Consider the following 14,420-nt stretch of genomic DNA (forward strand, 5'->3'; position numbering starts at 1 on the left):
ACGACCGCGGTCCGCGACTGCGCCCCACGACCGCGGCCCACGAACGCCTGCGGTCCCGGCCTACCTCCGGGCCAGCGCCACCTCGAACGCCGCTTCGGTGTCGGCCCGCACGGTGTCGGGGAGGGGATCCTCGTTGGCCGACACGGTGGCGCCGCGGCCGCCGTCGAGGGCGCCGGCGAGCGTGGCGAAACCGAAGATGTCGCCGCCGTGGCCCCAGTAGCGCGTGCCGTCCGGCAGGGTCCGGTGGAACAGCCCGAGGCCGTAGTCCGTGCCGGTTCCGCCCGGCACCGGGACCGTGCGCTGCATCTCGGCGAGCTGCGCGGGGCGCAGCAGGCGGCCGCCGAGCAGCGCGGTGTAGAACGTGTCGAGGTCCCGGCCGGTCGACACGAGCGCACCCGCGGCGCCGGCGATCGACGGGTCGAACTCGGTGAAGTCGAGCAGCTTCTCCTCGCCCGGCACGTACCCGCGCGCGTGCGGCACGGGCAGCAGTTCCTCGCCGCGCCCCGGCAGGGAGGTGCCGCGCAGGCCCAGCGGCCGGGTGATCCGGTGGGTGATCTCGGCGGCGACGCTGTGCCGCGTGACCTTCTCGACGAGCATCCCGGCGACGATGTAGTTGGTGTTCGAGTAGGACCACGAGCTGCCGGGTGCGAACAGCGGCGGGTGGTGCATCGCCAGGGCGACGAGCTCGCCGGGTTCGGCCCCGCGGTGGCGCAGCGACTCGAGGTCGCCCGTCGCCAGCAGGTCGTCGGTGTAGCTGTAGAGCCCGCTGGTGTGCTGCAGCAGCTGACGCACGGTGATCGCGCGGCCGTCGTTGCCGTTCCCGGCGATCAGCCCGGGCAGGTAGCGCTCGATCGGCGCGTCGAGGTCGACCTTCCCCTCGGCGACGAGCTGGAGCACCACGGTCGCGACGAACGTCTTCGTGATGCTCCCCGCGCGGAACTTCGCGTTCCGCGGGTACGGCGTCCCGGTGGTGACGTCGCCGGTGCCGCTGCGCGTCTCGGTGACGCGCCCGTGGTCGGTGACGACGGCCTCGGCGCCGGGCGCGCCGCCCTGGACGGTGACCCGGTCGAGCGCCCGCTGCAGCGGGTTCGTGGTGGTGGCGAGCGCGGGTGCCGCCGTGGTCGCCGCGAGGAGCGCGACGAGTGTGCCGCAAGCGACGATTCGCTTGCCGTGCAAGGATTTGCGCATGAAAGTGCCCCCTGGGGTTTCGATGTTGCGTGGACTCACTGGACTGAGCAGATCGCCGCGTCGGTGGCAGCGAGCAAGTGCTGGTTGGCCGCTGGCGGCGTCGGGTTCTGGTTCAGCACGACCGTCGCGCGGCGGCCGCCCGGGCCGACGCCGGACAGGTTGGTGAAGCCGAGGATCCCGCCTTCGTGCCCCCAGAACTCCCCGCAGGACAACGGGATGCTGCCCAGGCCCAAGCCGTAACGCGCCCCCGGGACGCCGAGGTTCGCCGGGACCGTGCGCCGCATCTCGGCCAGTTCGGCCGGACGCAGCAGGCGACCGCCGAGCAGGGCGCCGTAGAAACGGTCGAGGTCGGCCGGGGTCGAGACGAGCCCGCCCGCTGCCCACGCCATCGTGGTCTCGTAGTCGCTGAAGTCGACCAGGCTGCCGCGGACCGACACGTAGCCGACGGCGTGCGGCGCGGGCAGCTTCTCGTCGCCGCGGCGCGGGAGGTAGGTGTCGCGCAGGCCGAGCGGCCGGGTGATCCGGCGGGCGATCTCGTCGGTCAGCGCGTGCCCGGTGACGCGTTCGCCGAGCATCCCCGCGACGATGTAGTTGGTGTTGGAGTACGACCAGCTCGTGCCGGGCGGGAACAGCGCGGGGTGGTTCAGCGCGATCGCCACCAGCCCGCCCGGGTCCGCGCCGCGGTGGCGCATCGTCTCCGGATCGTTCAGCGGCAGGTCGTCGGTGTAGTTGTACAGCCCGCTCGTGTGCTGCAGCAGCTGCCGCACGGTGATCCGCCGGTCCGGCAGGAGCCCCGGCAGGTACCGCTCGACCGGTGCGTCCAGGTTGACCCGGCCCTCGGCCACGAGCTGGAGCACCACGGTGGCGACGAACGACTTCGTCACACTGCCCGCGCGGAAGGAACCGTTGCGCGGTAACGGTTTTCCGGTGGCGACGTCCCCGGTGCCGCTGCGCGTGACTCGCATCCGGGAGCCGTCCTGGACGACGGCTTCGGCGCCCGGGACGCCGTCCTGCGCGGTCAGCGTGTCGAGCGCGTCCTGGACCGGATCGACCGCGGCGAGCGCGGGTGCCGCGGTGGTCGCCGCCAGCAGCGCGACGAGCGTGCCGACGGCGACGATCCGCCTGCCACATAAGGATTTCCGCATGGAAGAACCCCCTGGTGTCTCGGTGCTCCCAACCTAGGGAGCCGAGCCACCAGGGGGCATGGGGCAAGCCGCCGGAAACCTTCGGGGGCCAGCCCTACCACCCGGCAAGGGCCGGGAATGTCGCATTGCGGGACTCAGCGTCCCGCAATGCGACATTCACGGCTTTACGCGGGGTCAGCGCAGGCGCAGGGCCCGCTTCAGCGTGCCGAACAGGTCGGTCTGGTTGGTCAGGCCGACGATGTTGGCCGCCTGCGGGCCCATGGCCGCGATGCGGACCTGGGTGCCCGTGTGCGACTGCGAGCCGCCGGGCTCCGCGGTGCCGTACGCGAGGGTCATGTTCGCGCCCTCGTTGGTGATCAGCGTGGCGGTCAGACCCGGGGTGGCCGTCGGCTCGACGATCTGGCTGCTGTGGCCGTGGTCGGCGGTCACCAGCACCAGCGTGTCGGGGTGGCTGCGGGCGAACGCCGTGCCCGCCGCGATCGCCGCGTCGAAGTCGACCGTCTCACCGATCTGGCCGCACGGGTCGGCCGCGTGGTCCTGCTTGTCGATGCTCGCGCCCTCGACCTGCAGGAAGAAGCCCTTGTCCGAGTGGCGGTCGTCGAGCAGCTCCAGGGCCTTGCGGGTCTGGTCGGCCAGCTTCGGCTGGGTCTTCGGCAGCGCCGGGTTGGCGGTGCAGCGCGCCGGCGCCGTGCCGCCGTGGACCGCCGCCGGGCCGGTCCAGTTCACCGGCATGTTCCCGTCGGCGAACAGGCCGAGGACCGGCTTGCCCTTCTTCGCCGCCGCCAGGTCCGCGGCGGTGTTGACGACGTTGTAGCCGGCCGCCTTCGCCTGGTCCAGCACCGTCTTGCCGGCGAACTTCCCGGCCGTGACCTTCTGGTTGAAGTACTTCGCGCCGCCGCCGAGCAGGACGTCGGGACGGGTCTGGACGAGCTGCTCGGCGATCGAGCCGGCGCCGCCGTTCTCCTTGGCGTTGACCGCGCACTTCGCGGTCGTCTCGACCGGGCCCTTGCAGTCGCGGCTGACGACGTGCGAGCCGAGCACGGCCGGGGTGGCGTCCTGGACCTCGGCGGTGGTGACGTCGCCGGTGCGCAGGCCACCGCGCTTGGCCAGCTCGAGGATCGTCGGCACGGGGTTGCCGTACGCGTCCACGGAGATGGCGCCGTTGTAGGTCTTGACGCCGGTGGCCCAGCCGGTGCCGGACGCGGCCGAGTCGGTCACGTAGTTCGGCTTGCCGGGGTTGTTCTGCTCCACCGCGTAGGTGGTGTAGTCGCCGGTCAGCGGCAGCTCGTCCATCGCGAGCCGGCCGGCGGCGCCGCGTTCGTAGTTGCGCGCCGACGTGATCTCCGACTGGCCCATGCCGTCACCGAGGAACAGGATGACGTTGCGGGCACTGCCGCCTTGGATCGCGGAGCGGACGTCGGCGGTGCGGTCACCGGTACCGGCCGACGAGCGCGCGTCAGCGTTGTCGGAGCCGTTGGTGGCCAGGGCGACCGGGGCGGCGGCGACCAGCGCGGCGCCGAGCGCGCCCGCGACCAGCCACCGGCGGCGGCCGGTGAGCAGCGAAGCCATGTTTCTCCTCTTCGGGGACTTCGGGAGGTACGAGTCCGGGTTCCGGACACGGGTTATTAGTCCCTTTGCATGTGTGCCGAGGAGGGACGGCGGGTGAGCGCCGGGTGACCACCGGCCGAACTCATGGCTTCCCGGAGGTGACCGGGAACACGCCGGTCATCGGCCGGCGAGGTGGCCGGGCGCGACGAGGCCCGATTCGTACGCCATGACCACCGCCTGGCTGCGGTTGGCCGCGCCGAGCTTGCCGAGGATGTTGCCCACGTGGGTCTTCACGGTCTCGAGGCTGATCACGAGCGCGGCCGCGATGTCGGCGTTGGACAGTCCGGTGGCGATCAGCCGCAGCACCTCGGCCTCGCGCCGGGTGAGCGTCTTCGCGGCCCGCGCGTACTTCCCGCCGGGTGGGCGCCCGCTCACCAGCCGCCGGATCGACTCCGGGAACAGCAGCGACTCCCCGGCGGCGACGGTCCGCACGGCGTGCGCGATCTCCTCCTTGCGCGCCCGCTTCAGGATGAACCCGCTCGCCCCGGCCAGCAGCGCCTCGTGCACGTAGTCGTCGTTGTCGAACGTCGTGACCACGAGGACCTTCGGCGGCTCGGTCAGCTCCGCGAGGAGCCGGCGGGTCGCCTCGATGCCGTCCGTGCCCGGCATCCGGACGTCCATCAGCACGACGTCCGGATGCGTGCGGCGCACCGCGGGCAGCACCTCGGCGCCGTCGGCCACCTCGCCGACCACCGGCAGGCCCTGCTGCTCCAGCAGCGCCCGCAGGCCGGTGCGGACCAGCGGCTCGTCGTCGGCCAGGAGCACGGTGGGCGTCACGTGCCCGCCCGCAGCGGGATGGTCGCGCGCAGCTGCCACCGCTCGCCGTCCGGACCCGCGTCGAGCTCGCCGCGCAGCGCCTCGACGCGCTCGGCGAGGCCGGTCAGCCCGCGCCGCCCGGGCCGCGGCGCCACGCCGGGCAGGGCGTTGACGACGGCGATCGCCAGGCGCTCGGCCCCGGCCTCGACGCGGACGTCGACCGCGCCCGGGCCCGCGTGACGCAGTGCGTTCGTCAGGCCTTCCTGGACGATCCGGTAGCCCTCGCGCGACACCGTGGCGGGCAGCGCGCCGACCGGCCCGGTGACGGTCAGCCGGACGTCGAGCCCCGCGTCGCGGGCGCGCACGGCGAGGACGTCGACTTCGGCGAGCGTGCGCGCCGGCTCCTTGGCCGCGGGTTCTTCGCGGAGCAGGCCGAGGACGTGGTCGAGGTCCTCGAGGGCGGTTCGAGACGCTTCTTCGATCGTGCCGAGTGCGCGGCGCACCTGGGCCGGGTCGGCTTCGACCAGGTCGGCGGCGGCCGCCGCCTGGATGGTCGACGTCGTCAGCGTGTGGCCGATCGAGTCGTGCAGCTCGCGGGCCAGCCGGTTGCGCCGGGCTAGTACGGCGGCCCGGCGCTCGGCCAGCGCCACGCGTTCGGCCGCCGACGGACCCAGCAGCGCTCGCGCGCCGGCCCGGAAGCCGCGGGTGGCGGCGGCCGCGAGCAGCAGCGCGGCCACGAGCATGACCAGCGCGACCGGCACCGTCCAGGGCCCGGCCTCGGTGGTCGCGCCGAAGAACGAGAACTGCCCCTGGTCGCCGTTCAGCCACATCGCCGGCACGAGGACGCCGAGCAGCAGCCCGCCTTCGACCATGAGCAGCAGCCCGCCCAGCGCGCCGTGCAGCACCAGCCAGGCGGCCGAGCGCAGCCGGTCCGGCCAGGCGAGCCGGGCACGTCCCGGTGCGGGCAGGTCGGTCCCGAGCATGGCGTTGGCCACGGCTACGCCGAAGCGCCGCGTGGGCCCGGCCAGCCCGGCGAGCCCCAGCACGAGGGCGACCACGGCCAGCGCGAGCACGAAGTGCAGCTGAGGTGGGCCGGGGACGAGCGCCACGACGAGGGCGAAGGGGAACGCGGGCAGCGTCAGGGCGGTCCCCAGCAGGGCGTAGGGCACGCTGAGGTAGCCGCCGGGACGCAGCAGGGAACGGGGGAAACCGGACATGACGCCGAGGTTATGGGGCACCGGGGCCCGGGTGCTTCCCCCTCCGGAGCCAGATCCTGGTCGTACGCCAGATCCGTCACAACCGGTTAGCAGTCGTTAGCGCGCTCCTCCTACACTCGGGACGTGGCAGACCGACCCCTGATCGCCCCCAGCATCCTGTCCGCGGACTTCGCCCGGCTCGGCGAGGAGATCGCCGCCGTGGCCGGCACCGGTGACAACCGTGCCGACTGGGTGCACGTAGACGTCATGGACGCGCACTTCGTGCCCAACCTGACCCTGGGCCTGCCCGTGGTCAAGGCGCTGCTCAAGAGCACCGACGTGCCGATCGACTGCCACCTGATGATCGACGACCCGGACCGCTGGGCGGTCGGCTACGCCGAGGCCGGCGCCTACAACGTCACCGTGCACGCCGAGGCCGCGAAGGACCCGGTCGCGCTGGCCAAGAACCTGCGCGCCGCCGGCGCCAAGGCCGGCCTGTCGCTGAAGCCGGGTACCGCGCTCGAGCCGTGGCTCGACGCGCTCAAGCACTACGACACGCTGCTGGTCATGTCGGTCGAGCCGGGCTTCGGCGGGCAGTCGTTCATCGCCGACGTCTTGGAGAAGGTCCGCACGGCGCGGCGGCTGGTCGACACCGGGCACCTGAAGCTGGTCGTCGAGATCGACGGCGGGATCAACGCCGAGACCATCGAGCAGGCCGCCGAGGCGGGCGTCGACTGCTTCGTCGCCGGGTCCGCCGTCTACGGCGCCGGCGATCCGGGCAAAGCGGTCGCCGCGCTGCGCGAGCAGGCGGCCCGCGGCCGGGCCGGCTGAACCGCGGCGGCACCGGAGAAGCCACCGGGCCGCGGCGGGTGTTGGATGGGGAGGACCGGCTCACAAGGAGGCAGGACGTGTTCACCGGCATTGTCGAGGAGATCGGCGAGGTCACCTCGGTCGAGCAGCTGACCAACGCGGCACGGCTGCGGGTCCGCGGCCCGCTGGTCACCAGCGACGCCGGGCACGGCGACTCCATCGCGGTCAGCGGGGTGTGCCTCACCGTCGTCGAAGTGGCGGGCGGTGAGTTCACCGTCGACGTCGTGCACGAGACGCTGCAGCGCTCCAGCCTGGCCAAGGTCGCGGTCGGCGACCGGGTCAACCTCGAACGCGCGACCCCGGCGGGCGGCCGGCTCGGCGGGCACATCATGCAGGGCCACGTCGACGGGACCGGCGTGTTCCTCTCCCGCGACGAGGACGGCGTGACGACGTTCGCACTGCCCGCGCACCTGGCCCGGTACGTGGTCGAGAAGGGATCGATCGCGGTCGACGGGATCTCCCTCACCGTCGCCGCCGTCACCGACGACCGGTTCAAGGTGGCGCTCATCCCGACCACCCTCGAGGCGACCACCCTCGGCGGCCGGGAGGCCGGCGACCTGGTGAACCTCGAGGTCGACGTGGTCGCGAAGTACGTGGAAAAGCTGGCCGAGGCACACATCCGCGACCAGGTGCACAATCGGGACGGCGGCACGGAGGAGCGGTCATGAGTGAAGCGAGTGCGGCAGAACCCGAAGCGGGCTGGACGCCCTGCGGCACCGGGGCGGTGTTCGACGCCGACGCCATCGAGCGGGCGATCGCGGACGTCGCGGCGGGCCGCCCGGTCGTCGTGGTCGACGACGAGGACCGCGAGAACGAGGGTGACCTCATCTTCGCGGCGGAGAAGGCGACACCGGAGCTGCTGGCGTTCATGGTGCGCTACACCTCGGGCTACGTCTGCGTGGCGCTGACCGAGGCCGAGGCCGACCGGCTGGACCTGCCGCCGATGTACCACACGAACCAGGACGCGCGCGGCACCGCGTACAGCGTCACGGTCGACGCCGCCGAGGGCATCAGCACCGGCATCTCCGCCGCCGACCGCGCGCACACGATCCGGCTGCTGGCCGACCCGGCGTCGACCGCGAAGGACTTCCGCCGTCCCGGGCACGTCGTGCCGCTGCGGGCGAAGGGCGGCGGCGTGCTGCGCCGGCCCGGGCACACCGAGGCGTCGGTCGACCTGGCCCGGATGGCCGGGCTCGCGCCGGCCGGGGTGCTCTGCGAGATCGTGTCGCAGAAGGACGAAGGCGACATGGCCCGCCGCGACGAGCTCGAGGTGTTCGCCGCCGACCACGACCTGGCGATCATCACCATCGCCGACCTCATCGCCTACCGCCGTCGCACCGAGAAGCAGGTCGAGCGCGTCGCCGAGGCCCGCATCCCGCTGTCCGCGGGCACGTTCCGCGCGGTCGGCTACGACTCCCTCCTGGACGGCATCGAGCACGTCGCGTTCGTCTACGGCGAGATCGGCGACGGCCAGGACATCCTGGTGCGCGTCCACTCCGAGTGCCTGACCGGCGACGTCTTCGGCTCCCTGCGCTGCGACTGCGGCCCGCAGCTGGAGGCGGCGCTGGAAGCGGTGGCCGCCGAGGGCCGCGGCGTCGTGCTCTACATCCGCGGTCACGAAGGCCGCGGCATCGGCCTGCTGCACAAGCTGCAGGCCTACCAGCTGCAGGACGACGGCGCGGACACGGTGGACGCCAACCTCGCCCTCGGCGTCCCGGCCGACGCCCGCGACTACGGCACCGGCGCGCAGATCCTGTGCGATCTCGGCGTCCGCACCATGCGGCTGCTGTCGAACAACCCGGCCAAGCGGATCGGCCTGGAGGGCTACGGCCTGCGCGTCACCGGGCGCGTGCCGCTGCCGATCTCGCCGAACCCGGAGAACCTGCGCTACCTGCGGACCAAGCGCGACCGGATGGGGCACGACCTCGCCCAGCTGGAGCACTACGACCAGGTCGGTGCGGGGACCGAGCACCCCGACGGAGGAAAGCTGTGAGCGGCGAAGGCCGTCCTGACGTTTCGCTGGACCTGACCGGCTGCAAGTCGCTCAAGCTCGGCATCGTGGCGACGCGGTGGAACGCGGACATCACCGACGTCCTGCTGGAGCGCGCCCTGTTCGCGGCGCGCGAGGCGGAGCTGGAGGAGGAGCCGACCGTGGTCCACGTCGCGGGCGCGGTCGAACTCCCGGTGGTGGCGCAGGCGCTGGCCCGCAACCACGACGCGGTGGTCGCGCTGGGCGTGGTCATCCGCGGCGGCACCCCGCACTTCGAGTACGTGTGCGACGCGGTGACGGCGGGCCTGACCCGGGTGGCCCTGGACGAGAGCACCCCGGTCGGCAACGGAGTCCTGACGTGCGACACGCACGAGCAGGCGGTCGACCGCTCGGGCCGTCCGGGCTCGAAGGAGGACAAGGGCTACGAAGCGACTGTCGCGGCCTTGGACTCCGCACACGTGCTGCGGAGCCTGCGCCAGCCGTGGACCGAGCGGGGTTTCGTGTGACCGTGAAGACTCTCCTGGTGATCCGCCCCCGGCGCGCGCTGATCATGTGCAGCGTGCTAGCGGTGGCGCTGCTGGCGGTGTTCGTGGTGGTGGCGGTGTTGCTGCGCAACGGCAACACGGGAGTCCACTTCCAGCGCTCCGACCAGGCGGCGATGATCGGCATCGGCATTTTGCTGGCGTGCGGCGTGATGCTGTTCGCGATCGCCCGGGTACGCGCGGACTCCGAGGGCATCGAGGTCCGCAACGTGCTGATGACCCGGCGGTTCGCGTGGGACGAGGTGCTTTCGGTGAGCTTCCCGGACGGCGCGTCGTGGGCGCGGCTGGAGCTGCCGGAGGACGAGTACCACGCGGTGATGGCGGTACAGGCGGTGGATCGGGACCGGGCGGTGGAAGCGGTGCGAGCGCTGAGGAAACTGCACCGCGCGGCGACCGGCGGCTGATCTCCGCCCCAAGGTGGCCTTCGGTGCGTCTGACGCACCCAAGGCGGCCTTCGGTGCGTTGGACGCAACCAAGGCCACCTTGGGGCGTTCGAAGGCCGGTGGTCAGAGGTCCAGGTCGACCACGATCGGGGCGTGGTCCGACGGACCCTTCCCCTTCCGCGCGTTCCGGTCCACATAGGAATCCGTCACCGCGCCGGAGAACGCGGCGTTCCCGTACACGAGATCGATCCGCATCCCCTTGTTGTTCGGGAAGTTTCCCGCCCGGTAGTCCCAGTACGTGAACGGGTGGTCGTACTTCAACGGCCGGGGGAACACGTCCGACAATCCCAGGTCCCGCAGCCGGGCCAAGGCTTCCCGCTCCGGCTTCGTCACGTGCGTCGACTCGGCGAACAGCGTGATGTCCCAGACGTCCGCGTCCGTCGGGGCCACGTTGAAGTCCCCGAGCACCGCGAACGGCCCGTCCGAGGCAAGCTCCGAAGCCACGAGCGACCGCAAAGCCTCCAGCCACTCCAGTTTGTACGCGTAGTGCGGGTTGGCCGGCTCGCGCCCGTTCGGCACGTACACCGACCACACCCGCACGCCCCCACACGTCGCGCCGATCGCACGCGCCTCGGCAGCTCCGTCGAACTGCGGCTCGCCCGGCAGGCCTCGCACCACGTCGGACAGGCCCACCCGGGACACGATCCCGACGCCGTTCCACTGCCCGAGCCCGTACGCCGCCACCTCGTACCCCAGCGCCTCGATCTCGGCGGCCGGGAACTTCTCCGTCGTGCTCTTCAGCTCCTGCAGGCACAGCACGTCCGGTGCCGTCTGCTCCAGGAAGTCCAGCACACGCGGCAGGCGGGGGACGATGGAGTTCACGTTCCAGGTGACGATCCGCATGCCCGCGAGCATCCCACACCCCACCGACAAGAACGGGGCGGCGCCGGAGCGCCGCCCCGCCGGAACGAACCTCAGACTCCCGCGGTCGTCCGGATCCAGGATCGGCTCGAAGCCACACTCGCGTAGTTGTTGGTGCCGCGCGTGTTCGTGCCGCTCTGGTTCTGGACCGTCGACGCGACGCCGACCTGCACGCCACCCGACAGCTGCGGCCCGCCCGAGTCGCCCTTCCACGCCGACCCGTTGATCCCGACGCTCTGGATCGCGCGGCCGCCGTACGCGTCCGTCGACCGGCCGGTCACCTGGACGTTCGCCGTCTTCAGCGCCGACGCCGGCGGGCCGGTCGGGGTGGTGCGGCCCCAGCCGTAGAGCTGGTTGGTGCTGCCCGTCGACGGGTCGGCGCTGCCCAGCCTGATCGGCGCCGCGCTGGTCGCCGACGCCAGGTGCAGCAGCGCGATGTCGCCGTTGGGGGACTCGTACTCGCCGTCGACCGCGATCTGCGTGCCGGAGAACAGCGTGTTGCTGCCGACCTTGACGTGCATGCCCGAGCCGTCCTGGTCGAGGCAGTGCACCGCCGTCATGACCCAGCGCGCGGCGATCACCGTGCCCGAGCAGTTGAAGCCCTCGAAGTCACGGCCGGGCGTGTTCACGTACACCTGGGCGCCCCACGACACGGTGGGGGCGGTGGTGCCGCCGACGATGTTCGGCTGGACGCCGGCGGAGGCGACGGCGCCACCCGCGAGGGTCAGCGCGACGGCGGCCGCCGAAGCGGCACCTAAAACACGGAGAGAGCTCACGGTGGGGATCCTTTCGGACGGGGGCCGGATCGGCCGGTCGGAAAGTAACCACCGCGTCACCCGGGGCGACACCTACCGAAGTCGGAACCGGGCGAACACCCTACTTCCGGCGGGGCGGACAGCCCGGGCGCCGCCGCGGCAGACCGGGGGGCGGCGGGGACTGTCGGTGGTGGCCCATAAGCTGGGGGAGTGGCTGACCCGACCACCTACCGACCCGCTCCGGGAAGCATCCCGGAGGCCCCTGGCGTGTACAAGTTCCGCGACGCGACCAAGCGGGTCATCTACGTCGGCAAGGCGAAAAGCCTGCGCAGCAGGCTGAACTCCTACTTCGCCGACCTCTCCGGCCTGCACCCGCGCACGCGCCAGATGGTCACCACGGCCGCGAGCGTCGAGTGGACCGTCGTCACCACCGAGGTCGAGGCGCTCCAGCTCGAGTACAACTGGATCAAGGAGTTCGACCCCCGGTTCAACGTCCGCTACCGCGACGACAAGAGCTACCCCATGCTCGCGGTGACGCTGAACGAGGAGTTCCCCCGCCTGCACGTCTACCGCGGCGCGCGCAAGAAGGGCGTCCGGTACTTCGGCCCGTACGCGCACGCGTGGGCCATCCGCGAGACGCTCGACCTGCTGCTGCGCGTCTTCCCGGCGCGCACCTGCTCGGCCGGGGTGTTCCGGCGGCACGGCCAGATCGGCAGGCCCTGCCTGCTCGGCTACATCGACAAGTGCTCGGCGCCGTGCGTCGGCCGCGTCTCGGCCGGCGAGCACCGCGACATCGTCGAGGACTTCTGCGATTTTCTCGCCGGCAAGACCGACGTCATGATCAAACGCCTCGAAGCCGAGATGGCCGCCGCGTCCGAAGACCTCGAGTTCGAGCGCGCCGCCCGGCTGCGCGACGACCTCGGCGCGCTGCGCCGCGCCATGGAGAAGCAGGCCGTGGTGCTCGGCGACGGCACGGACGCCGACGTCGTGGCGTTCGCCCACGACGACCTCGAGGCCGCCGTCCAGGTCTTCCACGTGCGCGGCGGCCGGGTCCGCGGCCAGCGCGGCTGGGTGATCGACAAGGCCGAGGAGATGGACGTCCCGGCGCTGGTCGACCACTTCCTCACCCAGTTCTACGGCGACGAAGCCGAGTTCGACGCCCGCGACGACGTCGATGCCGGCCCGGTCGTCCCGCGCGAGGTGCTGGTGCCGGAGCTGCCCGCGGACGCCGACGCGGTCGCGGAGTGGCTCACCGGGCTGCGCGGCTCGCGGGTCCAGCTGCGGGTGCCGCAGCGCGGCGACAAGAAGGCGCTGGCCGAGACTGTGCAGCGCAACGCGGGGGAGGCGTTCACCCAGCACAAGCTGCGCCGCGCCGGCGACCTCACGGCACGCTCGGCGGCCCTCACCGAGCTGCAGGAGTTCCTGGCCCTCGACACCGCGCCCCTGCGCATCGAGTGCATCGACATCAGCCACATCCAGGGCAGCGACGTCGTGGCGTCGCTGGTCGTGTTCGAGGACGGTCTGGCGCGCAAGTCCGAGTACCGGCGCTTCGCCCTGCGGGAAGCGGCCACGGAGGGTGATGTCGCCTCGATCGCCGAGGTCGTCCGGCGCCGGTTCTACCGCTACCTCAAGGAAACCGCGGAGGAGTCGAGCACACCCGGCCTCGACCCGGAGACCGGCCGGCCGAAGAAGTTCGCCTACCCGCCGAACCTGCTGGTCGTCGACGGCGCGGGCCCGCAGGCCACCGCGGCCGCGGACGTGCTGGCCGAGCTCGGCATCACCGACATCTCGGTGATCGGGCTGGCGAAGCGGCTCGAAGAGGTGTGGCTGCCCGCCGACCCCGACCCGGTGATCCTGCCGCGGACCTCGGAGGGGCTGTACCTGCTCCAGCGGCTGCGTGACGAGGCCCACCGGTTCGCCATCGCCTACCACCGCGAGAAGCGCTCCAAGCGCCTGGTGACGTCCGAATTGGACAGTGTGCCCGGGCTGGGGCAGGCTCGCCGCACCGCCCTGATCAAGCACTTCGGTTCGGTGAAGAAGCTCAAGCAGGCCAGGATCGAAGAGATCGAGGCGGTGCCCGGCTTCGGCAGGCGCACCGCGGAGGCCGTGGTCGCCGCGCTGGCCGGGGAGTCCGGCGCGAGCAACGGCACAGAGCAGGGGAGTAGGGAAACACAGTGAGTGCGCAAGAAGAAATCCGCGGGTCCGGCATGGAGGTCGCGGTCGTGTCCGGGCTGTCCGGGGCGGGCCGCAGCACGGCGGCCAAGTGCCTGGAGGACCTGGGCTGGTTCGTCGTCGACAACCTGCCCCCGGAGCTGATCGCCACGATGGTCGAGCTGGGCGCGCAGGCGCGCGGCGCGATCACGAAGGTGGCGGTGGTGATGGACGTGCGCTCGCGCGCGTTCACCGACGACCTGGCCTCGGTCATCAAGGACCTGGACGCCCGCGGCTACAAGCCGCGCGTGCTGTTCCTGGAGGCGACCGACGCGGTGCTGGTGCGGCGCTTCGAGGCCGTCCGCCGCGGCCACCCGATGCAGGGTGACGGCCGGCTCGCCGACGGCATCACGGCGGAGCGGACCCTGCTGGAGCCGCTGCGCGAAGAGGCCGACCTGGTGCTCGACACGTCGTCGCTGTCGGTGCACGACCTGCGCGCCAAGATCGAGGACGCGTTCGGCTCCGAGGCGAGCACCCAGACCCGCGTCACCGTGCTGTCGTTCGGCTACAAGTACGGCCTGCCGATGGACGCCGACCTGGTGATGGACGTCCGGTTCCTGCCGAACCCGTTCTGGATCCCGGAGCTGCGTGAACACACGGGCCTCGACGGCGAGGTCCGCAACTACGTCCTCTCGCAGGAAGGCGCGGAGGAGTTCCTCGACCGCTACCACCAGCTGCTGCGGCTGATCGGCGCCGGCTACAAGCGCGAGGGCAAGCGGTACCTGACCCTCGCCGTCGGCTGCACCGGCGGCAAGCACCGCAGCGTGGCGCTGTCCGTGGAGCTCGCCCAGCGTCTGTCCAAAGAGGACGGTATGGCCGTGAAGGTGGTGCACCGCGACCTTGGTCGTGAATAAC

The 14,420-nt window shown here is 72.1% G+C and carries 14 protein-coding genes; 7 read left to right on the forward strand and 7 right to left on the reverse strand.

The window, feature by feature from the left end; genetic code table 11:
* Positions 1-60 precede the first annotated feature (60 nt).
* From AB0M83_RS19630 to AB0M83_RS19650, 5 genes are all read right to left on the reverse strand, one after another.
* Positions 61-1,188, reverse strand: a complete 1,128-nt coding sequence (locus AB0M83_RS19630) for a serine hydrolase domain-containing protein (RefSeq protein WP_364518887.1) — start codon at positions 1,186-1,188, stop codon at positions 61-63.
* A gap of 35 nt (positions 1,189-1,223) precedes the next feature.
* A complete protein-coding gene (locus tag AB0M83_RS19635) occupies positions 1,224-2,333 on the reverse strand; it encodes a serine hydrolase domain-containing protein (protein WP_364518889.1) in 1,110 nt (369 codons plus the stop codon).
* Between the two features lie 174 nt (positions 2,334-2,507).
* Positions 2,508-3,902 carry an alkaline phosphatase gene (phoA, locus tag AB0M83_RS19640; protein ID WP_364518891.1) on the reverse strand — a complete coding sequence of 465 codons (1,395 nt, stop codon included), beginning with the start codon at positions 3,900-3,902 and terminating at the stop codon, positions 2,508-2,510.
* Between the two features lie 156 nt (positions 3,903-4,058).
* Complete coding sequence (locus AB0M83_RS19645) at positions 4,059-4,718, reverse strand: response regulator transcription factor (protein WP_364518893.1); 660 nt, start codon at positions 4,716-4,718, stop codon at positions 4,059-4,061.
* Positions 4,715-5,914, reverse strand: coding sequence for a histidine kinase (locus tag AB0M83_RS19650; RefSeq protein WP_364518895.1), 1,200 nt, complete (start codon positions 5,912-5,914; stop codon positions 4,715-4,717). Before AB0M83_RS19650 ends, AB0M83_RS19645 begins: the two co-directional genes overlap by 4 nt.
* Positions 5,915-6,052: 138 nt before the next feature.
* Between AB0M83_RS19650 and rpe the strand changes: the two genes are divergently transcribed.
* From rpe to AB0M83_RS19675, 5 genes are all read left to right on the forward strand, one after another.
* The gene (rpe, locus tag AB0M83_RS19655) at positions 6,053-6,724 is read left to right on the forward strand and encodes a ribulose-phosphate 3-epimerase (RefSeq protein WP_364518958.1); all 672 of its coding nucleotides are present in this window, start codon (positions 6,053-6,055) and stop codon (positions 6,722-6,724) included.
* 77 nt (positions 6,725-6,801) lie between these two features.
* The gene (locus AB0M83_RS19660; protein WP_364518897.1) at positions 6,802-7,431 is read left to right on the forward strand and encodes a riboflavin synthase; all 630 of its coding nucleotides are present in this window, start codon (positions 6,802-6,804) and stop codon (positions 7,429-7,431) included.
* Complete coding sequence (locus AB0M83_RS19665; RefSeq protein ID WP_364518898.1) at positions 7,428-8,756, forward strand: bifunctional 3,4-dihydroxy-2-butanone-4-phosphate synthase/GTP cyclohydrolase II; 1,329 nt, start codon at positions 7,428-7,430, stop codon at positions 8,754-8,756. Before AB0M83_RS19660 ends, AB0M83_RS19665 begins: the two co-directional genes overlap by 4 nt.
* The gene (gene ribH, locus AB0M83_RS19670) at positions 8,753-9,259 is read left to right on the forward strand and encodes a 6,7-dimethyl-8-ribityllumazine synthase (protein WP_364518900.1); all 507 of its coding nucleotides are present in this window, start codon (positions 8,753-8,755) and stop codon (positions 9,257-9,259) included. The genes AB0M83_RS19665 and ribH overlap by 4 nt, the downstream gene beginning before the upstream one ends.
* Positions 9,256-9,699 (forward strand): PH domain-containing protein, encoded by a 444-nt coding sequence (locus tag AB0M83_RS19675; RefSeq protein WP_364518902.1) that lies wholly within the window; start codon positions 9,256-9,258, stop codon positions 9,697-9,699. The genes ribH and AB0M83_RS19675 overlap by 4 nt, the downstream gene beginning before the upstream one ends.
* Positions 9,700-9,801: 102 nt before the next feature.
* Here AB0M83_RS19675 and AB0M83_RS19680 read toward each other — a convergent pair whose 3' ends face one another.
* Complete coding sequence (locus AB0M83_RS19680) at positions 9,802-10,581, reverse strand: exodeoxyribonuclease III (protein WP_364518903.1); 780 nt, start codon at positions 10,579-10,581, stop codon at positions 9,802-9,804.
* A 71-nt stretch (positions 10,582-10,652) separates the two neighbouring features.
* Positions 10,653-11,375, reverse strand: a complete 723-nt coding sequence (locus AB0M83_RS19685; RefSeq protein ID WP_364518905.1) for a trypsin-like serine protease — start codon at positions 11,373-11,375, stop codon at positions 10,653-10,655.
* Positions 11,376-11,564: 189 nt separating this feature from the next.
* On the opposite strand from AB0M83_RS19685, the gene uvrC reads away from it, so the two are divergent.
* Both uvrC and rapZ read left to right on the forward strand, forming a co-directional pair.
* The gene (gene uvrC / locus AB0M83_RS19690; protein ID WP_364518907.1) at positions 11,565-13,532 is read left to right on the forward strand and encodes an excinuclease ABC subunit UvrC; all 1,968 of its coding nucleotides are present in this window, start codon (positions 11,565-11,567) and stop codon (positions 13,530-13,532) included.
* A 29-nt stretch (positions 13,533-13,561) separates the two neighbouring features.
* The gene (rapZ, locus tag AB0M83_RS19695; RefSeq protein ID WP_003101350.1) at positions 13,562-14,419 is read left to right on the forward strand and encodes an RNase adapter RapZ; all 858 of its coding nucleotides are present in this window, start codon (positions 13,562-13,564) and stop codon (positions 14,417-14,419) included.
* Position 14,420 lies beyond the last annotated feature (1 nt).

Source organism: Amycolatopsis sp. NPDC051106, assembly GCF_040682775.1.
Classification (GTDB): Bacteria; Actinomycetota; Actinomycetes; order Mycobacteriales; family Pseudonocardiaceae; genus Amycolatopsis.

Coding starts and splice junctions, on each gene's coding strand:
- rapZ (WP_003101350.1), top strand. CDS start 13,562: ATGGAGGTCGCGGTCGTGTCCGGGCTGTCCGGGGCGGGCCGCAGCACG.
- AB0M83_RS19630 (WP_364518887.1), bottom strand. CDS start 1,188: ATGCGCAAATCCTTGCACGGCAAGCGAATCGTCGCTTGCGGCACACTC.
- phoA (WP_364518891.1), bottom strand. CDS start 3,902: ATGGCTTCGCTGCTCACCGGCCGCCGCCGGTGGCTGGTCGCGGGCGCG.
- AB0M83_RS19635 (WP_364518889.1), bottom strand. CDS start 2,333: ATGCGGAAATCCTTATGTGGCAGGCGGATCGTCGCCGTCGGCACGCTC.
- AB0M83_RS19650 (WP_364518895.1), bottom strand. CDS start 5,914: ATGTCCGGTTTCCCCCGTTCCCTGCTGCGTCCCGGCGGCTACCTCAGC.
- AB0M83_RS19680 (WP_364518903.1), bottom strand. CDS start 10,581: ATGCGGATCGTCACCTGGAACGTGAACTCCATCGTCCCCCGCCTGCCG.
- AB0M83_RS19665 (WP_364518898.1), top strand. CDS start 7,428: ATGAGTGAAGCGAGTGCGGCAGAACCCGAAGCGGGCTGGACGCCCTGC.